The 21,360-nt window shown below is 66.0% G+C and carries 19 protein-coding genes; 10 read left to right on the top strand and 9 right to left on the bottom strand.

Features of this window, described 5'->3' with window-relative positions; all coding sequences use genetic code 11:
• The coding region (locus F3J18_RS03260) for an alpha/beta fold hydrolase (RefSeq protein ID WP_205195279.1) at positions 1 to 809 on the top strand (809 nt) is incomplete at its 5' end.
• Positions 810 to 931: 122 nt separating this feature from the next.
• Complete coding sequence (locus F3J18_RS03255) at positions 932 to 2,176, top strand: MFS transporter (protein WP_166911339.1); 1,245 nt, start codon at positions 932 to 934, stop codon at positions 2,174 to 2,176.
• Positions 2,177 to 2,369: 193 nt separating this feature from the next.
• Here the strand turns inward: F3J18_RS03255 and F3J18_RS03250 are convergent, their stop codons facing one another.
• The 4 genes from F3J18_RS03250 to F3J18_RS03235 form a co-directional block, all read right to left on the bottom strand.
• Positions 2,370 to 3,215, bottom strand: coding sequence for a TauD/TfdA family dioxygenase (locus tag F3J18_RS03250; protein WP_025098517.1), 846 nt, complete (start codon positions 3,213 to 3,215; stop codon positions 2,370 to 2,372).
• A gap of 123 nt (positions 3,216 to 3,338) precedes the next feature.
• A complete protein-coding gene (locus F3J18_RS03245) occupies positions 3,339 to 4,262 on the bottom strand; it encodes a chlorinating enzyme (protein ID WP_025098518.1) in 924 nt (307 codons plus the stop codon).
• Positions 4,263 to 4,323: 61 nt separating this feature from the next.
• Positions 4,324 to 4,566 (bottom strand): acyl carrier protein, encoded by a 243-nt coding sequence (locus F3J18_RS03240; RefSeq protein ID WP_166911337.1) that lies wholly within the window; start codon positions 4,564 to 4,566, stop codon positions 4,324 to 4,326.
• Positions 4,567 to 4,595: 29 nt separating this feature from the next.
• On the bottom strand, positions 4,596 to 6,083 hold the full coding sequence (locus F3J18_RS03235) for an amino acid adenylation domain-containing protein (RefSeq protein ID WP_025098520.1): 1,488 nt from the start codon (positions 6,081 to 6,083) through the stop codon (positions 4,596 to 4,598).
• A 355-nt stretch (positions 6,084 to 6,438) separates the two neighbouring features.
• Here F3J18_RS03235 and F3J18_RS03230 point away from each other — a divergent pair, with 355 nt between their 5' ends.
• Positions 6,439 to 7,680 carry a cation:proton antiporter gene (locus F3J18_RS03230; protein ID WP_166911335.1) on the top strand — a complete coding sequence of 414 codons (1,242 nt, stop codon included), beginning with the start codon at positions 6,439 to 6,441 and terminating at the stop codon, positions 7,678 to 7,680.
• A 38-nt stretch (positions 7,681 to 7,718) separates the two neighbouring features.
• Positions 7,719 to 8,552 carry an alpha/beta hydrolase gene (locus F3J18_RS03225; protein ID WP_166911333.1) on the top strand — a complete coding sequence of 278 codons (834 nt, stop codon included), beginning with the start codon at positions 7,719 to 7,721 and terminating at the stop codon, positions 8,550 to 8,552.
• Positions 8,553 to 8,609: 57 nt separating this feature from the next.
• On the opposite strand, the gene F3J18_RS03220 is transcribed toward F3J18_RS03225, so the two are convergent.
• Positions 8,610 to 9,314, bottom strand: coding sequence for an autoinducer binding domain-containing protein (locus F3J18_RS03220; RefSeq protein ID WP_025098523.1), 705 nt, complete (start codon positions 9,312 to 9,314; stop codon positions 8,610 to 8,612).
• A gap of 1,423 nt (positions 9,315 to 10,737) precedes the next feature.
• On the opposite strand from F3J18_RS03220, the gene F3J18_RS03215 reads away from it, so the two are divergent.
• From F3J18_RS03215 to F3J18_RS03205, 3 genes are all read left to right on the top strand, one after another.
• A complete protein-coding gene (locus tag F3J18_RS03215; protein WP_013690335.1) occupies positions 10,738 to 11,082 on the top strand; it encodes a cupin domain-containing protein in 345 nt (114 codons plus the stop codon).
• Between the two features lie 254 nt (positions 11,083 to 11,336).
• A complete protein-coding gene (gene zwf / locus F3J18_RS03210; RefSeq protein ID WP_166911331.1) occupies positions 11,337 to 13,016 on the top strand; it encodes a glucose-6-phosphate dehydrogenase in 1,680 nt (559 codons plus the stop codon).
• Between the two features lie 103 nt (positions 13,017 to 13,119).
• Positions 13,120 to 13,911 (top strand): ROK family protein, encoded by a 792-nt coding sequence (locus F3J18_RS03205; protein ID WP_205195278.1) that lies wholly within the window; start codon positions 13,120 to 13,122, stop codon positions 13,909 to 13,911.
• Positions 13,912 to 14,125: 214 nt separating this feature from the next.
• On the opposite strand, the gene F3J18_RS03200 is transcribed toward F3J18_RS03205, so the two are convergent.
• Entirely contained in the window at positions 14,126 to 15,979 is a 1,854-nt protein-coding gene (locus F3J18_RS03200) for an amidohydrolase (RefSeq protein ID WP_166911329.1), read from the bottom strand.
• 313 nt (positions 15,980 to 16,292) lie between these two features.
• On the opposite strand from F3J18_RS03200, the gene F3J18_RS38515 reads away from it, so the two are divergent.
• Positions 16,293 to 16,421, top strand: coding sequence for a hypothetical protein (locus F3J18_RS38515; protein ID WP_275691123.1), 129 nt, complete (start codon positions 16,293 to 16,295; stop codon positions 16,419 to 16,421).
• Positions 16,422 to 16,744: 323 nt separating this feature from the next.
• Here F3J18_RS38515 and F3J18_RS03195 read toward each other — a convergent pair whose 3' ends face one another.
• From F3J18_RS03195 to F3J18_RS03185, 3 genes are all read right to left on the bottom strand, one after another.
• A complete protein-coding gene (locus tag F3J18_RS03195) occupies positions 16,745 to 17,224 on the bottom strand; it encodes an Ivy family c-type lysozyme inhibitor (RefSeq protein ID WP_166911327.1) in 480 nt (159 codons plus the stop codon).
• 122 nt (positions 17,225 to 17,346) lie between these two features.
• Positions 17,347 to 18,435: a retroviral-like aspartic protease family protein gene (locus tag F3J18_RS03190; RefSeq protein WP_166911325.1), complete on the bottom strand. Its 1,089-nt coding sequence runs from the start codon at positions 18,433 to 18,435 to the stop codon at positions 17,347 to 17,349.
• A gap of 244 nt (positions 18,436 to 18,679) precedes the next feature.
• Entirely contained in the window at positions 18,680 to 19,711 is a 1,032-nt protein-coding gene (locus F3J18_RS03185) for a glycosyl hydrolase (protein WP_166911323.1), read from the bottom strand.
• 375 nt (positions 19,712 to 20,086) lie between these two features.
• On the opposite strand from F3J18_RS03185, the gene F3J18_RS37780 reads away from it, so the two are divergent.
• Together F3J18_RS37780 and F3J18_RS03180 are read left to right on the top strand one after the other, a co-directional pair.
• Positions 20,087 to 20,284 (top strand): hypothetical protein, encoded by a 198-nt coding sequence (locus F3J18_RS37780; RefSeq protein WP_167219454.1) that lies wholly within the window; start codon positions 20,087 to 20,089, stop codon positions 20,282 to 20,284.
• 207 nt (positions 20,285 to 20,491) lie between these two features.
• Complete coding sequence (locus F3J18_RS03180) at positions 20,492 to 21,286, top strand: hypothetical protein (protein WP_166911321.1); 795 nt, start codon at positions 20,492 to 20,494, stop codon at positions 21,284 to 21,286.
• The last annotated feature ends 74 nt before the right edge of the window (positions 21,287 to 21,360 follow it).

The raw sequence follows: 21,360 nt of genomic DNA, 5'->3' as shown, positions 1-21,360 counted from the left end.
CCGCGCCCGACGTGGCGCCGGCGGCACCCGCCCCGACGCCGGCGCGCCGCCGCCACGCGATCCGCACGCTGCTGGCGCCCGAGCAGGGCGCCGCGCATCTGCTCTGCATCCCTTGGGCCGGCGCGAGCATCGAGCGCTTCTACGCCTGGAAGCCGCATCTCCCGGCGGGTGTCGGCATCTCCGGCGTGCAGCTGCCGGGGCGCGGCGCACGCGCCGACGAGCCGGCGGCCACCGACCTCGATGCGCTGCTCGACGAGATCGCCGTGGAGTATCTCGCGCTGCCCGCGCCGCCCCCGATCCTGTTCGGCCACAGCTTCGGCGCGCTGATCGCCTATGAGTTGGCGATGCGCGTCAATCACACCGCCCGGCGCGCCGGCGGCGTCGATCCGGTCAAGCGGCTGGTGGTCTCGGGCTTGTCCGCGCCGCCCACGATCGCGGAGGAGGAGCACATCGCGCACCTCGACGACGCGGCGTTCAGCGCGGCGGTGCATGCGTTGAACGGCATGCCCGCCGAGATCGCGCAGATACCCGCGTCGATGCGCTATTTCATGAGCGTGCTGCGCTGCGATTTCCGGCTCTACGAGTCCTACGCGTTCCGCAGCGGGCGCCCGCGCCTGCGCTGCCCGATCGTGGTGTGCAGCGGGCGCGCCGATCCGAGCGTGACCGAACCCGGGCTGCGCACCTGGGCGACCCTTACCGAGGGAGCCTGCTCGCGTCACGACTTCGACGGCGATCACTTCTATATCGAGCGGCACGCCGCGGCGCTCGCCGCGCTCACGCTCGAGGCCGCGACCGAGCCGATCCGTTGATCCCTTGATGGCCTGAATCGCCGAGTCCCGGACGCGCCCGGGCCGCCCGCCGGACCGGGGCGGCCCGGTGGCGCTCGCCCCTCCATCCGCTTGTATCCTCCTTCCTCGCGAGACGCGTTCCCATGAGCCTGCGTTCGAATTCCCCGTCGTCCATCGTCTGGATCCTGGTGCCCGTCGTCATGCTGGGCCAGTTGTCGATGGACCTCTACCTGCCCGCGCTCGATGCCTTGCGCGACGCGCTGGGCGCGAGCCCCAACCAGCTCCAGCTGACCCTGAGCGCCTTCGTGGTCTCGCTGGGCGCCACCCAGTTCGCGATCGGCGAGCTGTCCCGCCGCCTCGGGCGCGGCCGGGCGATCCGCCTCGCGCTGGGCGCCTTCACGCTGGCCACGGCGGGCTGCGCCGCGACCTCGTCGATCGCGCTGTTCATCGCCTGCCGGGTGGTGCAGGGCGCGGCCGCCGCGATCTGCGTCTCGCTCTCGTACGCGGCGATCGCCGACCAGGCGCGCGATCGCGCCGACAACCTGCGCGGCACGACGCTGTTGACGGTGGCGGTGACCGCCGCGCCGCTGGCCGGGCCGGTGATCGGCTCGCAAGCGCTGCAGCTGAGCGGCTCGTGGCGCGCGGTATTCCTGTTGCTGCTCGCGGTCTCGGTGGCCACCACGCTGTTTTTCGCGCGCCAGCCGGCGGCACGTTTCGGGCTCGGCGACCAGGATGCGCGGCGGCCGTCGCGCGAGGTCTATGCGCGCATCCTCGGCGCCTCGCGCTTCTGGCGCCATGCGCTGCTCTGCGCGATCGGCACGACCATCAATTTCTGCTTCTTCTCGTTCCTGCCCGGCATCCTGCTCGGCACCTACGGCCTCAGTCAGAACGAATTCTCGATCGCCTTCTGCTGCTGCGGCGTGCTCGAGATCGCCGGCTCGCTGCTCGCGCCGGCCGCCGGCCGCCGCCTCGGCGAGGCCAGCCGGACCCGGCTCGCCTGCGCCTGTGCCTTGCTGGGCGGGTTCGCGGTGGCCATGGCCGCCACCCTCGCCGAACCGGTGGTGCCGATGACGGCGGCCTTCGCGCTCGTGATGTTCGGCACCGGCATGCTGATCGCGCCGAACTTCGCCGCGGCCCTGTACGGCTTTCGTGAACACGCGGACGAAGCGTCGACCATCTGCAGCGTGCAGCAGTTCATGATCGCCGCCGGCGTGGCCAGCTTCGCGACGCTGATGCAATGGCAGTCGGCCTCGGCGCTCGGCCTGCTGATCGCCGCCGTCGCGGCGCTCGCGGCGGTCATCGCCTGCGTGCCCGCGGCCGACGGCGTCGAGCCCGACGAGGGCGCGCTGGTCGGGGCCGAGCAGACGGTCGCGAGCGGTGAGCGATGAAGGTGAGGCCGGTGAAGGTGAGGCCGGCGGCCGAGGAAGGCTGGGGAACGCGAAGAGGGGGAAGGCGCGGGATGGGAGTTGAAGCGAAGGAATCGAAGCGAGGGAGTTGAAACGAGGGAGTTGAAGCGAAGGGCCGGTGGCAGGTACCGCCGGCCCCGGCGCCCAGGCATCGGGCGCCGGCATGTCGGCCTGTCTATTGGTAGAACGGGGCCTGCCCGGTCACCATCACGCGGCGCATGATGCGGTTGCCGACGGGAACATGCGGGGAATTGGTGTGGATCACCGAGGCGTTGTCCCAGATCACCAGTTCGCCCGCCGTGTAGCGGTGGCGGTAGATGAAGTCCTCGTTCAGGCAATGCGCGAACACGCGCTCCAGCAGCGCCTCGCTCTGCTCGGGCGTATAGCCTTCCACGCTGTCGGTATGGGCCCAGTTGACGAAGATCGAGCGGCGCAGCGATTCCGGATGGACCCGGATGGCCGGATGCGAGACGGTCGGCTTGAAGTCGTCGGCGGCGATGTTGAGGTCGAAGCCGATCTTGCGGCAACGCTTCACCAGGCTGCCGTCGAGGCTGAAGACGGCATTGCGGCCGTCCAGCGCGGCCTTCAGGTCCTCGGGCAGCGTGTCGTAGGCGCGAAACATGTTCGCGAACCAGGTGTCGCCATGCTGCTCGGGCACCGACTCGGCGTAGAACAGGGTCATCTTCGCGGGACGCTCGAGGTAGCAGAGGTCGGAATGCCAGAGCTGGAACGGCGGCGTCGGATAGCCGAGCGGCTTGCCGTCGGTCGTCACGTTCGAGACCACCGTCATTTCAGGGTAGGGCGAGGTATTGGTGGTCATCGGATGCGGCTCGAGCGCGCCGAAATTGCGGCTAGCCTCGATCTGCTGCTCGCTCGACAGGTGCAGGCCGGGAAACACCAGCAACTGGTGCTCGGTGAGCAGGCCGATGAGTTCATCGCGCGTTTGCGCGGACAAGGGCTGGGTCAGGTCGATGCCGCGGACTTCGGCACCGAGCGCGGACGACAAGGGGGTCACTTTCATTCGGAATCCTGGCTGGCGGATGACGCCGGGGGGATGGGAGGAGCCGGGGCACGAACCCCGTCCGGCGCGCGGCGCGGCGGGCGAGCCAGGGCTGGCCGCGCCGCGGTGCGCCGCGCGCGGCGATCAGGCCTCGACCTTCTGCAGGAACGGCAGGCCGCGTGCGTTGGTCGTGACGCGGCGATTGTGGTCGAAATGGTCCTCGCCGGACACCAGCACGACGCCGTAGTTGTCGAGCCGGACCTCGCTGCCGTACTCGCTGACGGTATCGGTGTCGGGGTAGATCTGCACCGAGGTCGGCACGTAGCGGCAGGCATAGCCGAGGCGGGTGCGGTCCTTGGTCGAGTTCGGGAACGACGAGTGCATCAGCGTCGACCAGAAGATCACGAATTCGCCGGCCTTCATCTTGAGCGACACGGCCGCGCCTTCGTCGGGCTTCCAGTCCGGATCCTTCTGCAGGCTGCGATAGTCGTAGCCGAAGAAGCCGCGCTTGATGCCGTCCTTCTCCAGCGCGTTGATGTTCGACGGGTCGAATGCCATCTTCTTCGCCTCGTCGTAGAACATCTCCTCGTGGGTGCCGGGCACGAAGCGCAGGCAGCCGTTTTCCTCGTCGCAATCGGTGAGCGCGGTCCAGACCGTGATGGCGCCGCCGAAGCGGCCGTCGCCGGGCCACACCACCTGCGGCTTGCCGGAAGCATGCGCGAAGGTGTCGGCCTGGTGCCAGTCGGTGCCCTCGTCGCCGGGATACTTCGGGAACATCTCGGAGCGCCAGCAGATGAGGTCGGGGCCGAGGATCGCATTGAGCTTCTGCACGATCTCCGCGCGCATGACGTGCTCGCTGAGCAGGTTCACGTCGAGGTGGCGATCGTAGTTCGCGATCGGGCTGGTGGCGGGCAGGTCGTAGATCGCGTACTCGCGATCGAACAGCTGCGCGCGGATCTGGCGATAGCGCTCGCGCGCCTCGTCCTCCGAATACAGCTTGAACGGGCCGAGATAGCCTTGTTCTCGGAAACGCGCGATGTCCTCGGGCGTCAGTTTGAATTGCGACATGGGAGTGCCTCCTCGGGTAGTGACGGGTGTTGCGGGAAATGGCGGGACGCGCCGCCGGCGCTCATGCCGCCGCGGCGGCGTCGCGATAGGCATTCGCCCAGCCGTCGATCGACGGCGCGGCCATCAGCTTGCTGGTGGCGACCTGCAGCGAGAGCTGCTCCTCGATGCGCAGTTGCAGCTCGACCACGGTGAGCGAGCTGACGCCGCGGTCGAAGAAATCCTCGCCGGCAGCGAGATCGGGCAACTTCAGCAGCTCGCGGCAAGTCGCCTGGATGGTTTCGGTGATATCGATGGTGTTGGTCATGGCTTCTCTCCGGATAGGCAGGGGGCTCGTCATGCGGCCGGCAAACGGTGCCGGTCGAGCTTGCCGTTGGCGTTCAACGGCAGATGGGGATGGATATGGATCTCGTCGGGAATCTGGAACGGCGGCACGCGCTTGCGCAGCTCGCGGCGCACGAAGGCCTGCTGCTCGGGGCCGGCGTCGGCGGCCTGCAGCGTCGCGGTGAGCCGTCGCTCGCCGAGCGTGTCCTCCGACACCGAGACGATCGCCTCTTCCACGCCCGGAATCGCCGCGATCGTTTTCTGCAGCTCGTCGAGCGAGACGCGATAGCCGCGGATCTTCACCAGGCGGTCCTTGCGGCCGAGAAACTCGACGACGCCGTCATGCCCGCGCCGGACCCGATCGCCGGTGCGATACAGCGGGCCGGGTTGGTCCGGCCAGGCGACGAACGCGGCGCGCGTCGCCTCGGGCGCGTTCAGGTAGCCGAGCGCGACGCCCGCGCCCCCGACGCAGAGTTCGCCTTCCGAGCCGTCGGGCACGGGCCGCAGCGCGTCGTCGAGCACCCACAGCGTGGTGCCCGTGATGCCGCGGCCGATCGGCACCGAGCCATGCGGGCGCTCGGCGTTGGTCATCACGTGGCAGCAGGTGAAGGTGGTGTTCTCGGTCGGCCCGTAGCCGTTGACGAGGGTGATGTCCGGGTGCGCGTCGAATACCGCGTGGATCGCCTTCGTGTGCAGCACGTCGCCGCCGGCGAGCAACACGCGCACGCCGTCGAGCAGCCGCACGAAGCGGCGCGCCACCAGATGGAACAGCGCCGCCGTCAGCCACATCACCGTCACGTGCTGCTCGGCCACCAGCCGGCCGACCGCGTTCGGATCGAAGCCCGGCTCCTCGTACACCGCGAGTCGCGCGCCGTTGAGCAGCGCGCCCCAGATCTCGAACGTCGAGGCATCGAAGGTGATGGGCGAGAGCAGGGCGAACGTGTCGGTCGCGTCGATGCGGATGTAGTTGGTGTCGCGTACCAGCCGCACCACGCCGCGATGCGGCACGATCACGCCCTTCGGACGACCGGTGCTGCCCGAGGTGAACATCACGTAGACCGGCGCCTCGCCGTCGTGGCCGGCATCCATGACGGGCGCCTCGGCCTCGCGCGCGGCGCCCAGGTCGTGCACCTCGACGAGCCGCACCGCGTCGCCCAGCGCCGCGCCGTCGCCGGGGCGCACCAGGGCGTGGCGCGCGCCGCTGTCGAGCGCATAGCCATGCAGGACCGGAGCCGAATAGCCGGGATCGACCGGCACGAACGCCGCGCCCGTCTTGGCGACGGCGAGCATCGCGATCACCGCATCGACCGAGCGGGGCAGGCAGAGCAGCACGCGGTCGAGCGGCCGGACCCCGGCCTCGACCAGGCGTCGCGCGAGATGATCGGCGCAGCGCGCCAGTTGCGCGTAGGTGAGCTGCGTGGCGCCGCCCGACAGGGCGATCGCATCGGGGTGCAAGCGGGCTTGGGAATCGAACAGCCGGTTGACGCTGACGGAGGTCAAGATGATGAATCTCCCCGAAATAAAAATAGGATGCCGAACGATGCTCGCCGCGAAGCGGGCACCGGATCGAGACTTGCCGTGCTCGCCAAGGCCCAGGCGGGGCCGCGCCGGCGATGGCGACGACGATCGTTTCCGATCGCCCGGGATGACTGCGCTCATTAGAGACGATGCGATCGGTTTGCAAAACTATGAACTTCTATAGGTGGGGCCGGCATGCCTTGCCCGCGATGGCCGCTCCTATCAGAGTTGATAGTTGCCGGGAACCGCGGCTTGTTTTGTACTTGCGGTGCCGTGGCGGCAGGTGAATCGACAGCTTGCGCGGCACCGTACCTATACAAATCGAGGGAGCGTCTGGATGGTCACCTGGCTGTTTCAACTGGCATTGATCGTTGCCGCGTGCGGGTGCTTCGGCTGGCTCGCGCAGCGGGTCGGCCAGGCAAGAGTGGTCGGCGAACTGGCGGCAGGCATCGTGCTGGGGCCGGCGGTGCTCGGCGCGGTCGATCCGAACCTGCAGGCGGCCTTGTTCGGGCCGGCCGTGTCGGCCGGGCTCACCCAGCTCGGCGAGGTCGGCGTGATCATGCTGATGTTCCAGATCGGCCTGCACCTGCGGGTCGGCGACGATCCTCGGCAGGCCGGGCGCGCAGCGTCCCGCGCCGCGCCGCCGGCCGTGAAGGTCGCCGCGATCGGCATGCTGCTGCCGCTCGCGGGCGGCTGCGCGATCGGCTGGCTGTCGCACGATACGCTCGCGCCCCAGGTCGCCGCGCTGCCCTATACGCTGTTCTGCGGCGTGGCGTTGTCGGTTTCCGCGCTGCCGGTGATGGTGCGCATCGTGACCGACACCGACCTGGTCGGCTCGCCGCCGTCGATGCTCGCGCTGTCCGCCGCGATGCTGACCGACCTGGCGGGCTGGGTGATGCTGGCCTTCGTGTCGGCGATCTCCGTGGCCAAGGCCGACCTGTCGGGCGCATGGCACGTGGTGGCGGGCATCGCCGCCTTCCTCGCGGTCTCGAAGCTCGTCGTGAAGTTCGTGGTGGCGCCGCTCGCCGGCGAGGCGACGCGGCGCGATTCGCCGGGCGCGCTGCTGGCCGTGGTGGTGCCCTATGTGATGGTATCGGCTTGGGCGACCACCGCGATCGGCGTGCACAGTGCGTTCGGCGCGCTGCTCGCCGCCGTGATGCTGCGCGGCGTGCCCGGGCTCCAGGCGCATTGGGAGCGGCAGATCGAGGGATTCGTGAACGCGGTGCTGCTGCCGGTGTTCTTCGTCTATTCGGGGCTGCATGTGAGTTTCGAGTCCTTCGATGGCGCCACGCAGTGGGGCTGGCTGGTGCCGTTCCTCGCGGTGGCCTTCGTCGGCAAGTTCGGCGGCTCGTACCTCGGCGCGCGCTGGTCCGGCCTGCCGCGTCGCGATGCGGCGCTGGTCGGCTCGCTGATGAACACGCGCGGGCTGGTGGAGCTGGTGGTGCTGTCAGCCGGGCTGCAGATGAATGCGCTCTCGCCGGGCGCGTACGCCGTGCTGCTGCTGGTTGCCCTCGCGACGACCGCGATGACCACTCCGTTCGTCCATCTGTGGCGCCGCGCGGCGCTGCGTCCGGCCTGAGCGCGGCCGCTCAGATCGCCTAGCAAGGGATGGTTCGAATGATTCGAGAGTCGATCTTCGCCGACGACGGACGCGAGCTGAATGTGTTCCGCTCCGCCGTTCGCGCGGGAATGCCCGCCGTCGTGGTGGCGCTGCCGTTCGGCGCGCGCCACTCGATGCTGTCACGTGCGTACGCGGCGCTGCACGCGCGCTTCGACGTGATCACCTGGGAATCGCGATTCCTGCTCGACGTGGAGCGCGACGAGGACAGCAGCGCGTTCGACGCCTGCCTGCATGCTCGCGACCTGGCGAGCGTGATCCGCGCCACCGCGCCGGCCGCCCGCGCCGACGTGCTGGGCTATTGCTCGGGGGCCGGTGTCGCGCTGCTGGCGGCCAGGCTGGCGCCCGAGGCGATCTCGCGGCTGGTGCTGGTGGGCGGCGAGTACCTGCCCTCGACGGCGCACGCCGAACCCACCGATATCCAGCGCCAGATGGACATCTTCCTGTCACTGGCAGCGCGCAGCCGCACGCTCGCGGGTTCGATCCAGGAAAAACTCGCGGCGAGCGCCGAGCGAACGCGCAACGAGTTCCAGGTGACCGAACCGTTCTCGTCCGATCGTCACCTGCATCGCTACGGTATCAACTATCTGGCGTATCGCGCGATCGACATGGCCGAGGTGGCGCGGCAGGTCGCGCATCCGGCGCTGACCGTGGTGTCCGGCAGTGACCTGCATGTCGCCGCGGCCGGGTCGATGGCGATCGGCGCGCTCTTGCCCGGCCATGCGGGCAGCGTGGGCGTCACCGGCGATCATTACGAGCTGTGCCGCGGCAACCCGGAACTCGTCGCGCACATCGGCGCCTTCCTGGGCGCGCGAGAAGCGGCGCCCGCCTGAGCCGCGGAGCTCCGCGGCGACAGTGGGGCAGGGGCCACGGCCCCGCCCCGGCAAGCCTCACAGCATGCCCGTCAGTGCCGCCTTCGCCACGGCCTGGATCTTGTTCGAGGTACCGAGCTTCGACATGATGTTCTTCACGTGGAAGTTCACGGTGCTCTCCGAAATGCTGAGGATTCGCGAGATTTCATAGGCGGTCTTGCCGTCCGCGGTCCACTTCAGCACGTCGGTTTCGCGCGGCGTGAGATTGGCGTCGGGTTCGCCGGCCGTGGGCAGGAATGGCGCCATCGCGGCGTGCGCGGCGTTGGCGAGCCAGTGCACGATCAGCTCGTTGCGATCGCGCTCGACCGAGTCGATCGCATTGCCGCCGCGTGCCAGCGACAGCACGCCCAGCGTGCCTTCCGCGCCGCGCGTGGCCGACGACCAGCCGTGCATGAGCCCGAACGCCGAGGCCTCCTCCCAGAACGCCTGGTCCGATCCATTACCCTGCGACGACCACACCACCGGCCGGTCGCTCGCGTTCGCCGCCCGCACGACCGGGTCGATCTCGGCGAGCCGCAGCCCCAGATAGCGCTCCTGCCAGCGAGCCGGATAGTTCGATACCGTCAGCGAGGGAGGATTGCTCAGGGGAAACGGCCGCCTTATTCCATAAGCCACGAACTCATAGCCGAGTATTGCCGCGACCCGGCCCAATAGGGAGCCGATATGCTGGGGTTTCTCGATGCGGGAAAATTCGTATAGCCAAATCTGTAGAAAATCTTGCATTGGACACCTTGCATTGATATGCAGAAGATCCTTCAATTTCCTCGCCCATGGAATTGGAGCGTGAGGAAATCGTTATCGGAATACATATAAGTCAGCGCCGGCAATTAATGAGCCGGCGCATCAAGGAAAGATTTCAGGCCGCGTCGAGCCACGGCGCGCGAGGCGTCGTTTTTGAATCACGACGTGCGAGGCGTCCTGATCGGAAAGCCGGAATCGCAAGCTGAATCGCCACCGGGATGCGAGGCTTGCTCAGGAAGCCGGGAAATCGCCTCCCTGGAGGCGACGCTCCACAAGTGTCGATGCTCGATTGTGTGTGTGCGTGATACCCGAAGCCTTGCCGGGCCCGTCAGCACGAACCTCGCGCGGCAGTGTCGCGGCGGCGCCGCGTCATGCGACCCGGCCAGGCCAGGCGGGTGGTGGAGACGACATATTCCGGCTGCCCGCGACGAGCGCCCTCGACTCGTACCGACGCGTTACGCCGTGATTAATCGAGGCAAGAAACGGGTCGGGATTAATCCCGCATCGGGTCGGATCTGCATGACGGGATGCAACGGTGGAATTGTTCATTTTCTCTCAACTCATCTCAGGTTCATGATCGCGAGCACAGCGATCGAAGCATTGCTACTCTAGGGGAAAATTTTAATTTAAGAAAGATAGATAAGCTTATTTTTATTGGCGGAAAAATTTTCATCAAGCATCCCTGCATTGAGATACGAAAGCTCCAGAAATTCCTTCGTATCACGAATTTCCGAACAAAAAGATTGCCGCGGGAGCCGGCGACGCCATCAAAACCGGATTCGGAGGCCAGGATTTTGGCGGAATGTAAATATCTGGTTTTGATACGAGCTTTGTTTTGATTTTGTCAATGATTCGAGGGGATGAGGCAGTGGCCCTTCCGTCGAATGGATCGAGCCGGGTCGGTGACGTCGAGGGAAAGATGCTTTGTCAGGAGGCGCGTGATTTAATTGGGATACCGAACTGCATGTCGCCCGGATCGATTCAATAGCACTTCGAAGTAAATATGGATGGATTCCGATGGCTACGAGTGACGAGGGAAAATATCGTATTTCTCCTCGACGATATCGCGATGTCGAGGCTGGAAAAATGCCGGGCAAGGCCCGCCGATGGCTTGGTGAAATGCGGATGTAAGGAAGGGGGCGAGGGAGGGCGTGCGCGTATCGGCATTGCGCGGAAGGTCGATCAGGCGGTTGCTCGCGTCGTCGATGAATGTTCGGTGAGCCCGAGCTGCTCAGCCGCGCGCACGCTAGTGAGACGGCCGTAACGAACAATGTCATGACCGTTCACCGACCCACGCGCGCCGATGTCGAAAAACCACAAATCGACGTCGGACGCGTAACGGCACCGCCAGCGGTTTTTCACTACCGTGAAGGCCTTCCCACCAGCCCGTTTGGACCCACACGACATGTCTGACTTCATTACCGTTCTGCGCGAAACCTGCCCGATGCCGGTCGTTGATGCCACGAAGTGGAAGCGCATCGGTGGCGATCCGCACACCGTGAATCTCAACGCCTACCTGTCCAAGGACGGCAGCAAGATCATGGGCACGTGGATCTGCACGCCGGGCAAGTTCGAGGTGAACTACGAGAAGTGGGAATTCTGTCACTTCCTCGAAGGCTATTGCATCATCACGCCGGAAGGCGAGGCGCCGGTGCATCTGAAGGGCGGCGACGTGTTCGTGATCGAGCCCGGCATGAAAGGAACCTGGGAGGTGGTGGAGACGGTGCGCAAGTACTTCGTCTTTGCCTGAACGAACGCGACGCGGCGCGATCCAGGCGAGCCGCGGATTCTCGCGGCATCGCTTCGATCGCCGCGTGGTTGCGCATCGTCGATCGCGATACGGTCGAATCAAGAACTCGCTTGTAGTTTTTTCCATCCGAAGCGTCGCGGGATGTCAGGCCGGCCAACGCCGCGCCGCAAGGCTTCCCAAACCCATCAAGCGCCTATTTCTTTCAGGTATCCGGCTTGCTTCTCCGTCCAGCTCCACCCCGCCTCGACGAGATCATGCCGACCCACGATTCCACTCCCCAGTCCTCCGATCAATCCGGCGCGTCCGCGAGCGCCAAGCTGCCGACGCCGGCGGCCGGCGCGCCCGCCTCGGCTGCCGGCCGACACCGCGCGCCGCCGTGCACGCTGGTGATCTTCGGCGCCGGCGGCGACCTGACGAGCCGCCTGCTGATGCCCGCCCTGTACAACCTCGCGGTGGACGGGCTGCTCGACGACGGCATGCGGATCGTCGGCGTCAATCACGGCGAGCGCGAGACCGACGCGTGGCGCGACGATCTGCATACGGCGCTGCAGAAACTCGCCGCCGACAAGGCGAGCACCTTCCACGCCGGCAAGCTCGACGACAAGGCCTGGAACTGGGTCGCGCAGCGCCTGGAGTACATGGCGGGCGATTTCGAGGACGCCGCCGCCTACCAGCGTCTCGCGAAACGGCTCGGCGCAGGCAAGGACGAAGGCGAGGGCGGCCAGGGCAACGTGGTGTTCTACCTCGCGGTGAGCGGGCGCTTCTTCAAGCCGATCGTCGAGCGCTTGGGCCACGCCGGCCTGCTGGAGGAACGCGGCGACGGCGACGGCCCGTTTCGCCGGATCGTGATCGAAAAGCCGTTCGGCGACGACCTCGCCTCGGCGCGCGATCTGAACCAGCATCTGCTGAGCTTCGTGCGCGAATCGCAGATCTACCGGATCGACCACTTTCTCGGCAAGGAGACGGTGCAGAGCATTCTCGCCGTGCGGTTCGCGAACGCCTTGTTCGAGCCGATCTGGCGGCGCGAATACATCGACAGCGTGCAGATCACCGCGTCGGAGGTGATCGGCGTGGAGCGGCGCGGCAGCTTCTACGAACAGACCGGCGCGTTCCGCGACATGGTGCCGAACCATCTGTTCCAGTTGCTCGGCATGGTCGCGATGGAACCGCCGAATTCGTTCGACGCGCACGCCGTTCGCGACAAGAAAGCCGAGATTTTCGACGCGCTGAAGCCGCTGACGCCGCGCGACGTGGTGTTCGGCCAGTACGCGGCGGGCCCGGCCGGCGTGGCTTATCGCGACGAGCCGGACGTCGCGGCCGACAGCGGCACCGAAACCTATGCCGCGGCGCGCGTGCAGATCGACAACTGGCGCTGGGCCGGCGTGCCGTTCTATCTGCGCACCGGCAAGCGCCTGCGCGAGCGGCGCACGGAAATCTCGGTGCAGCTGAAACAGGTGCCGTTCCGGCTGTTCCGCGACACGCCCACCGACGCGCTCACGCCGAACGTGCTGACGCTGCGCATCGACCCGTCGCACGGCACGAGCTTCGATTTCAACGTGAAGACGCCGGGGCCCGTCATGCAGATCGGCGCGGTGCGCTCGTCGTTCGACTACGACGCGTTCTTCCCGGAGCGCGCGAACGTCGGCTACGAAACCTTGCTCTACGATTGCCTGCTCGGCGACGAGACGCTGTTCCAGCGCGCCGACAGCATCGAGGCGACCTGGGCGGCGGTGGAGGGTGTGCTGCATCCGGCCGACGGCGAGACGATCCCGGTGCACGCCTATCCGGCGGGCAGCGACGGGCCGGCCGAGGCCGACGCGCTGATCGGGCGGGACGGCCGCGCGTGGCAGCCGCTCATGCGGCCCGAGCCGGACAACTCGGGCGAGCCGGACAAGCCGAAGGCGGAGCAAGCCGGCCAGCACGACCCGTCGTGAGGCCCGCGCGCCGCGCGCGCAGGTATTCGCCGAGGCAGGGCGGAGCGTGCGGCGAGGCGAACGGGTGTACGAATCCATGGAGACGAACAGCGAGACGCATTTCATGAAACCAGGCAAGAAACCGAGCACCAAGCCGCATGACGCGGCCGATTCCACCGGCGCGCGCGACGCCGGGCCGACCCTGTCGATCGACATCGGCGGCTCCGGTCTCAAGGCGGCGATCGTCGACGCCGACGCCACGCTGCGCTCCAAGCGTGTGCGGGTGGCGACGCCGCATCCGTGTCCGCCGGACCTGTTGGTCGAAACGCTGCACGGGCTGGTCGCGCCGTTGCTGGCGCGCGATCCGGTCGCGCAGGTCTCGATCGGCTTTCCGGGTTTCGTGCGCGACAACCACGTGCTGACGGCGCCCCATCTGGGTGGCCCCGAGTGGTGCGATGTGCCGCTCGCGGCGAGGCTTGGGGAGCGGCTCGGCATCGCCGCCGTGCGCATGATCAACGATGCCGAGATGCAGGGCCTCGCGGCGATCGAGGGGCGCGGCCTCGAGTTCGTGCTGACGCTCGGCACCGGGGCGGGCACGGCGCTGTTTCGCGACGGCGAGCTGATGCCGCATCTCGAACTCGCCCATCATCGCGTCAGCAAGAAGCACGCGTACGACGAATACATCGGCGACGCCGCGCGCCGCAAGGCCGGCAACGCGCGGTGGAACCGTCGCGTCGAGAAGGTGATCGGCATCCTCGAATCGCTCGTGCATTTCGACAAGCTCTGGATCGGCGGCGGCAACGCCGCGCGTCTCAAATTCGAGCTGCCGGCCAATGTCGCGACCGTGCCGAACGATCGCGGCATCGAGGGCGGCGCGCTGCTGTGGCATCCGCGCTCGGTGCGCGAGACGCGCTGAGCCTTGGTCTCGCAGGGAACCAGCTGGCGTATCGAGGTCGGAACGCGACATTTCAACTTAGCGGAAACACGACATTTCAACTTAGGACTAACAGACAAATTGTCGTTAATTCGCGTTATGTCAAATAACAACGACGACAAACACAAGCCACGAGGAAATGTCAGTGGCAAGCCGGCCAGGCACGGACAGCGCCTGGCCGGCCACCTCGCCACCCTTACTGCACGGCCGTGAACACCTTGCTGCCGTTCACCCAGGTTTCCAGTACACCGATGTCGCGCATGCCGGCGGCATTCGGCTCGCTCCATCGCAGCGGGTTCTTCGCCAGGATCACGAGGTCGGCCTGCTTGCCCGGCAGCAGCGAACCGATCTGGTGATCGAGATGGCACTGCCACGCCGCGTCGATGGTCACGGCGCGCAGCGCCTGGTAGACGTCCAGGCGCTCGCGCGGGTTGAGCACGTTCTCCGTGCCGCCGGACGACGGCGAGCCGTGCTCGAGCGCCTCCATCACGCGCCCGATCGACTGCTCCATGCAGCGCAGCGGCCCGAACGGCGTCACGAAGTGGTCGCTGTGCAGGCTGATCCTCAGGCCCGCCTTCAATGCCGAGGCGCCGCGGTCGAGCAATTGCGCGCGCTCGGCACCCAGGATGGTGTCGCGGAACGCGGCGCCCCAGTAGCCCACGTGGCCGATCAGGAAGCTCGGCGAGATCGCCATCCGCCGCATCTGGCCAATCGCGTCGTCGTGCAGCAGCGAGGCGTGCTCGATACGGTGACGCTGCGTGGCCCAGGCCGGCTGGGTCGGATACGGCTGCTTCGGCGGCGGAGGCGGCGGCACCGTGCTGAGCGCGGTCTGGTAGGCCGCCAGCACGTTGGCGATGCCCTCGTCGCCGTTGGCGTGCGTGAGAATCGGCCAGCCGGCGTCGGCCACCATCGCCATCAAGTCGGCCAGCTTGCGCACCGGGTCGAAATTGAACAGGCCGTAAGCCCCGACGCCGGGCACCGTGTGCTCGTCGCAGCACTGGTACGGGCGGCTCTGGAAACCCGTCAGCCCCTGGTTCGAGCCGTCGGCGATCAGCTTGATCGCGCGCAGCGTGAACAGCGCGTTCGGGTCGCTCTCCAGTTCCGGCTTGTAGGCGTTGAGCCAGGTCATCAGGTCGTTGCCGTTGCCGTACAGCGCGCCACCCACCCGCACGGTCATCGCCGGCGTCTTCGCCAGCGCCTTCATCATGGCGACTTCCCCCGGCCCCGCGATCAGCCCGACGCTCGCATCGAACACGGTGGTGATGCCGCGCTGGTTGGCCTGCTGAAACACGATCGCGAGGCCCGCGAGGATCTGCTCGGCGGTGACGGGCGGCATGGCGGCCAGCACCGCCGCCGACTGCTGCTCGGTCAGCACGCCGTCCTTATGGCTGCCGTCGAGGCCGGCCGCCTTCAACGCGGGCGTGTTGGCATAGCTGATATGGCCGGACGCGTTGAGCAGGAAGATCTTGACGTCGGTGCTGATGTCGTCGAGAAACCCGGCGTCGACATCCTGCCAGACCGTCATCAAGGACGGATCGACGCCGTAGCCCGTCACCCATTTGCGCGGCGGGGTCGCCGCGAGCGCCGCCGCGACCGCGTCCTGGAGCCGCCGCGCGATCTCTTGCCGGTCATACCGCGGGTTCAGGTTCTGCCCGTCGAACGGCGACAGGTCGGCCCAGGTTGTCATCAGGGCGCTCGTCACTAGATGCGCATGCGGATCGATCAGGCCGGGCAACAGCGTCTCGTCGGCCGTGAGCGGCCGTTCGATCACCGGTGCGTAGTCGGCCATCGCCTTACGCACATCCGCCAGATCGCCGCTCGCGATCACTTGGCCATCCGCGATGCCGAGCGCCTTGACGCGCTGCTCGGGATGCTCCGGGTCCGGGTGGATGTGCCCACCATGGAAGATCACGGACTGCGACGGTCCCCGGGAAGCCGGCCGAGGCACGGCGCCATCGAGCGCGGCCTGCCATTGGTGGTGATCGTGGCGGTAGGACGGCAGCAGATGCGGGCTGCAACAGGCACAACCGAATTGGAGACGTTCCGACATAGGGGTTCCTCTTGGTTTTTCACCGCGGTCTCGATAATCACGATCGATATCGCGAGACGCGGATTCGATAAGCTCGGCATTCGCTTCGAGCGGCGCATCGATATTCGAACGCCCTGCTCTTCCTGACCGCCGCTGCGACGTGTCGAATAACAGCCTTCAACGCCGCGTCATTCCTCCGACAACGCTGCAAGTCGCGGCGGCATGATTTAACGATGGCCGAAACACAGCCAAGGGTTCGGCAAAACGATGCTGTCAATATCGAAAGCGAATGCCGAGCCTATCGAATCCGGGCCTCGCGATATCGAGAATGGGAATGGAGACGTCCACGGCGAGCGTGACGGGCAATGTCACGCCCAGCTTCCACTCGGTTCCGATGAAATCCAAAATCCTCGCCATCACAGCTACCCCGGAGAGATTTATTCGTTATTTGAATGCCGAATGATGATTTCGGCTTGCAAGGAAGCATCTTCACCGCGCGAACCGAATGACTCGATCTCGGCATCTTGCAAATGGCACGGCACCGATTGCTTTCGCGGGCAAATGCGAAACTAGCACGGAAGTCTCAGTTGATTGATGTAGATATTATTATTTCGGCTGCTGCTTTGATCTGCATCATTGACGCGACGACTCTTTATAAATAAGGCCTCAAGTTTTTGGCATCGTCGCCGATCGAATTCGCAATCGTCCAAGAGCGCAGCCGTTCGGCCCGGCGTCCGTCACTGGCTTGGCTCGGCGGCCCGGCCGCGGGCCGGGCCCGCCGCCCGCCTACTTGTAGCTGAACGCTCCCGGATGATTCTCCAGGCTTCCTGTCAGCGCCGCGTACAGGATCGTGCGGCCGTCGATCGACTCGTTGTCGCCGCCGATGTTCAACCACGTCAGCCTTTCGACATCACGCTTCGAATCGACGACCGACAGCACGCCGACCATCCGCTTCGCCTGCGGGTCGTACATCACGGCAATTCGCTGCGCGCCGCAATCATGCGGCTTGCAGGCGCTCATGACATAAACGTCGTGGCCGCCGAACGACACCGTGCTCGCCGGCGATTCGGTGCCGCCTCGCGCCACCCAGTCGGGCAATCGATGCCCTTTCTTCATGGCGGCAAAGGCCGCCGCCGCATCACGATTGCCGGCGATCGCGCTGAACGACTGCGGATCGACCTTGGCGGCCTCATCAGCCCACGCGAGCTGGCCGACCTGGCCGATGCCCAGGACGGCGACGGCAAGCAAGGAAATCTTCAATGACATGCGGAACCTCCTGGATCCATTCGATATCGGTGCCGTCTTAGTGCCGAAAGTCAGCCGTAAGTTTCCTGCCCAGGCGTTGCGGAACGCGCCGGATTGCGTCGCGCCCCCCGCGCCGGCTCGGCTCACGAATGCTGCCGGATCGACCATCTCGTCGGCGCGAACGACACCTCGAACCGCGACAGGAACGATTGCCCGAGCAGTCCGTCGATGCCCTGCCCGAACGGCGCCTTGCTGGCCGGATCGACCGATACCGGCACCGCGGAAGCCTCGACCTGGCCGAGCTTGACGGAATCCGCCTGGGCCAGCAGGCCCTCGCGCGGGCCATTGGCGGTCTGCAGGCGAATGTGCCGCGCCTGCGCGGTGTCGATCCGGGCCCGCTGCGCGAACGCCTGGCTCATCACGACATAGCTCGCCCCGGTATCGACGATGAAGGTGCCTTCCACGCCGTTGATGCGCGCCTTCACCTGGATGGTATTGCTGCCCTTGCGCGCGAAGCTTTCCTGCCCGGATGCATAACTCGTCGGGCAACTGGCATGCGAGGCATAACGGGCGATGATGCCCTTGGCCTGCGCGTTGTCGGCGCGCTCGGGATCGGCCGACACCCACATGCGGATCGCGCTCACCGCGTCGCAGTAGCGGCCGGCCTTGGCATGCAGGTCCGCGATGCGGATGAACAGGTTGCTGGTGATCGAGGCGCGGTCCGGCGACAAGGCCAGCACCTGCATGTAGTCGGCCAGCGCCGCCTCGTCCTGCTGCGCGCCCTCGTAGGCGCGGCCGCGATCGAAATAGTATTGCGGCTCGGTGGCATCGTTCGCCAGCAGGCGGTTGGCGATCGCCACCGCGCCCTGGTAGTCGCTCGCGGCGATCAGGTCCTCGATGGCCGCGCTGAGGAAGCCGTCCGCCCTGCCGCAGCGATCCACGAAGGCGACCAGTGCGTCGGCGCTCTCGCGCCGGTAGCCGAGCGCGTCGATTTCGGCGGCCAGGCGGCCCATGGCGTCGCGATTGCAGGCCTCGCGGCTCAACTGCAGCAGCGGGCGCCGGATATCGGGCTTGCTCAGGTCGGAAATGGCGACGCTCGACAGTCGATAGGTGTCGACGGCGGGTTTGATGTCCTTGGGAATGGGTACCTTGAATTCGTCGCAGGCAGCCTGCGAGAGCAGGATCGCGCAAAGAACGAACAGCTTGGCCGGCCGGGCCATCATTCTCGTCATCTTATTGTTGGAGCGAGGAAGGAGATCGGAACACACGGCGCTGACGAGCAGCGCTCGAATTTTTCGAAAGCCTAGCACGGAAGTCGCGACGTGAATGCGCCCGCTCGGCCAGGCGGATCGCGATTGACTACTCGCGATCAGGAATACCGGCGCGAGGGCCTCGCTTTCCCATCCAATCCGGGCCGGGCCGCGAGTATCGGGACTCGCGGCCCGGCCCTGCTTCACCGGATCCCCTTCCCCCGGCTCACAGCCCCAGCGAGGAAATGAACTGGTTCGTGTAGCCGAGCGTCCCGGCCTTCCCGTAGTTGTTGCAGGTATCGGACGAGTTGTTGTCCGAGGTGGCTGGCTTGCAATCGCGATCGCGCGAGAAGGCCCAGAAGTGGATCCCGGCGATCTGCTTTGACAGCGCGTAGTTCGACACCGCCACCGCGTCGGCCAGCGTGAAGGTCTCGTCGATGCTGTCGTTGCCGCCGATCATCGGCGTCACCTCGATCTGGTTGTACGGCACCTTCCAGTGGTTGTGCAGGTTCTCGGCCGCCGCGATGGTCGACTTGCCCATGTCGCACTTGCCGCTGCTGTTGAGCGTGCAGAGCGAGGGATCCTCGTCACCCGAATCCGCGAAATCCATGGTCATCAAGTTGATCGTGTAGTTCTTCAATCCGTAGTTCTGGATCGCCGTCATCACCTTCACGCCGATGTCGCCGAGGCTCTGTCCCGCGTTGCCGCCCTCGGTCGCGATCGTGAAGCTGAAGCGCAGGTTCGGATAGGTGTTCTGCGCGTTCGCCACGCGCGCCACCAGGTTGTTGATGTCGCTCTGGCTCTGGCCGTTCTCGACGTCGAAATCCACGCCGAGCATGTTGGCGCTGTAGTACGTCTGGATGAACTTCAGGAAGTTGGCGTCCGAGGTGCAGAGGAAGCTCGCGCCGGCGCCGCCGGTCGAGACGATGTATTTCTTGCCGGCGTTCACGAAGCCCTGCACGTTCGCCTTCGCGAACGAGGAGGCCGACACGCCGCTCCAGTCCTCGCTGCCGCAGTTGCCGGTCGCGAAGGCCCAGGTCACCGCCTGGAGCTTGGCCGGCATCACGCTCAGCAAGGTCTTGGAACTGCCGGTGACGGTGGTGTTGAGCTGGGCGCCGCTGAAGTCGCCCGAGTAGAAATACGGGCTGTAGATGAAGTTGGAGGCCACCGCGGCGGTGACCGCCGATTCGGCCAGCACCGGCGCGGAAGCGGCGAGACAGAGCAAGGCGGCCAGGCCCTTGAGTCGAAGCGATTTCATCTGAATTCTCCTGAAGAGAGTGTGAGACGACGATGCGCGGGCGTGGATTCGCCCGCTGTTGGTGACGCCACCATCCTGCGTGGCGCGACTTCCCTGCCCGGCCTCGCCTGTCGAGGCCGGACCCGCCGGCCGGCGCCCCGCCCCTCGCGGCGGCGCCGGCCCGCAATCGAAAAATCCTCACGTCGAACTGCAATCCAGATGCTGCGAGTGCGCCTTTCCGATCGACTCGCGAGTCGATCGAAGGCTTTGTAAGAATCGAATCGCGATACCTGTCCCGCGAAACGTTTATCAGGTAAATGATTGTCGTGAAATCGAAAAGGCGGAATCGAGTATGCGTAACGCCCATGGCGAACGCAATTCGATATTCATTTAGATATGGAGATTTCCGCGCCGGAGATCGAGATCAGGCCGAAAGCCTGTCCAGCAAAGGATTTCGTTCCGAAAATCCGGAGCATGCAAAAATTTACGGAACGATATTCGATGAATTTATTGGATGATTTTTTCGAATCCGGAAACGCCATGATCGCCAGCGGACCATTCAATGCCGGCCATCAGCCGCGGCGAGGAATGTAATGAATTTGAAATAAAATCAGTAAAACTGATAACCCGCCGACGCCGTCATCGACAATTTTTATCATTTCTCAATGCGTTAAATTTATTGGAATTTCAATAAGCCGGCTTCCCGATTCATCGGATCCCTATATAAAACATTGCGACACCAGGGCGGCACCCACCCATTCGCCGTTCCGGCCTGGTGGTCCCAACAATAAGGATCTCGCGATGAAAACTCTCCCCCTTGCCGCGGCATGCGCCTGCGCCTTGCTGTTTTCCGCCTGCCAGAGCGGCCCGGTCGCCAGGCCGGCCGAACAGACCATCTCGTCGGCCGACATGTACCAGGCGCTGATTCGCGTCAAACAGGAAGTCGGGCTGTTTCTCTACGACAGCGTGCAGGTGAAGAAGCAATGGCCCGAGCTGCGCAACCGGCTCGACATCGCGACGCCGACCTGCGGCGATGGCTATGTCGGCTTCCGGATCGATAGCGTCACGATCGAAATGTCGGCCGATTCGAACCTGTCGCTCAGCGGCGGCGCCGGCCTGTCGATCCCGGCCACCGTGAAGCCGGACCTGAGCGGCTCGCTGTCGACCACGCATTCGGGTTCGAACAAAGTCACCTATGCCTATTTCCCGCCCACCAGCCAGGACTATGAAAAGCAATTGAACGCGCTGGGCGAGGCCGGCGCGAACGACCCGGCGATCCGCGACGATGCCGTGCTCACGCCCCTGCTCGACAACCTGCGCGACTCGATCATCCGCGCCACCGCCGTGAGGCCCTGCTTCCACGCCACCGACGACGCCTACAAGGGCGACAGCATCTCGGTGGACGTCGGCATCTCGACCGAATCGAAGGCCGGCGGCGGCATTTCCTTCTACCTCGTCGACCTGTCGGCATCGCGGGACAAGAAGCTGAACCGCGCCACCACCCTCACCGTCCACTTCACGCCGGTCGACGATCGCAAGCCGGCGCCGGCCGAGGAGCGCAAGCGCCCCGCCGCCAAGGCGAAGGCACACGGCTGACGCCGCCGGGCCGCGGCGAACCTCGGCGCTCCGGGCACGCGCCGCGGCCCGCTTTCCTCTGCCCTTTTCCCCTC

It is taken from the genome of Burkholderia sp. Ax-1720 (genome assembly GCF_011753035.1).
GTDB lineage: Bacteria > Pseudomonadota > Gammaproteobacteria > Burkholderiales > Burkholderiaceae > Burkholderia > Burkholderia gladioli.
This window is presented reverse-complemented; position numbering and strand designations above follow the sequence as displayed.

Excerpts from the sequence above, each read along its gene's own strand:
- F3J18_RS03255 (WP_166911339.1), top strand. The coding sequence starts at position 932 with ATGAGCCTGCGTTCGAATTCCCCGTCGTCCATCGTCTGGATCCTGGTG.
- F3J18_RS03250 (WP_025098517.1), bottom strand. The coding sequence starts at position 3,215 with ATGAAAGTGACCCCCTTGTCGTCCGCGCTCGGTGCCGAAGTCCGCGGC.
- F3J18_RS03245 (WP_025098518.1), bottom strand. The coding sequence starts at position 4,262 with ATGTCGCAATTCAAACTGACGCCCGAGGACATCGCGCGTTTCCGAGAA.
- F3J18_RS03240 (WP_166911337.1), bottom strand. The coding sequence starts at position 4,566 with ATGACCAACACCATCGATATCACCGAAACCATCCAGGCGACTTGCCGC.
- F3J18_RS03230 (WP_166911335.1), top strand. The coding sequence starts at position 6,439 with ATGGTCACCTGGCTGTTTCAACTGGCATTGATCGTTGCCGCGTGCGGG.
- F3J18_RS03225 (WP_166911333.1), top strand. The coding sequence starts at position 7,719 with ATGATTCGAGAGTCGATCTTCGCCGACGACGGACGCGAGCTGAATGTG.
- F3J18_RS03220 (WP_025098523.1), bottom strand. The coding sequence starts at position 9,314 with ATGCAAGATTTTCTACAGATTTGGCTATACGAATTTTCCCGCATCGAG.
- F3J18_RS03215 (WP_013690335.1), top strand. The coding sequence starts at position 10,738 with ATGTCTGACTTCATTACCGTTCTGCGCGAAACCTGCCCGATGCCGGTC.
- zwf (WP_166911331.1), top strand. The coding sequence starts at position 11,337 with ATGCCGACCCACGATTCCACTCCCCAGTCCTCCGATCAATCCGGCGCG.
- F3J18_RS03205 (WP_205195278.1), top strand. The coding sequence starts at position 13,120 with ATGAAACCAGGCAAGAAACCGAGCACCAAGCCGCATGACGCGGCCGAT.
- F3J18_RS03200 (WP_166911329.1), bottom strand. The coding sequence starts at position 15,979 with ATGTCGGAACGTCTCCAATTCGGTTGTGCCTGTTGCAGCCCGCATCTG.
- F3J18_RS38515 (WP_275691123.1), top strand. The coding sequence starts at position 16,293 with ATGGAGACGTCCACGGCGAGCGTGACGGGCAATGTCACGCCCAGCTTC.
- F3J18_RS03195 (WP_166911327.1), bottom strand. The coding sequence starts at position 17,224 with ATGTCATTGAAGATTTCCTTGCTTGCCGTCGCCGTCCTGGGCATCGGC.
- F3J18_RS03190 (WP_166911325.1), bottom strand. The coding sequence starts at position 18,435 with ATGACGAGAATGATGGCCCGGCCGGCCAAGCTGTTCGTTCTTTGCGCG.
- F3J18_RS03185 (WP_166911323.1), bottom strand. The coding sequence starts at position 19,711 with ATGAAATCGCTTCGACTCAAGGGCCTGGCCGCCTTGCTCTGTCTCGCC.
- F3J18_RS37780 (WP_167219454.1), top strand. The coding sequence starts at position 20,087 with ATGGAGATTTCCGCGCCGGAGATCGAGATCAGGCCGAAAGCCTGTCCA.
- F3J18_RS03180 (WP_166911321.1), top strand. The coding sequence starts at position 20,492 with ATGAAAACTCTCCCCCTTGCCGCGGCATGCGCCTGCGCCTTGCTGTTT.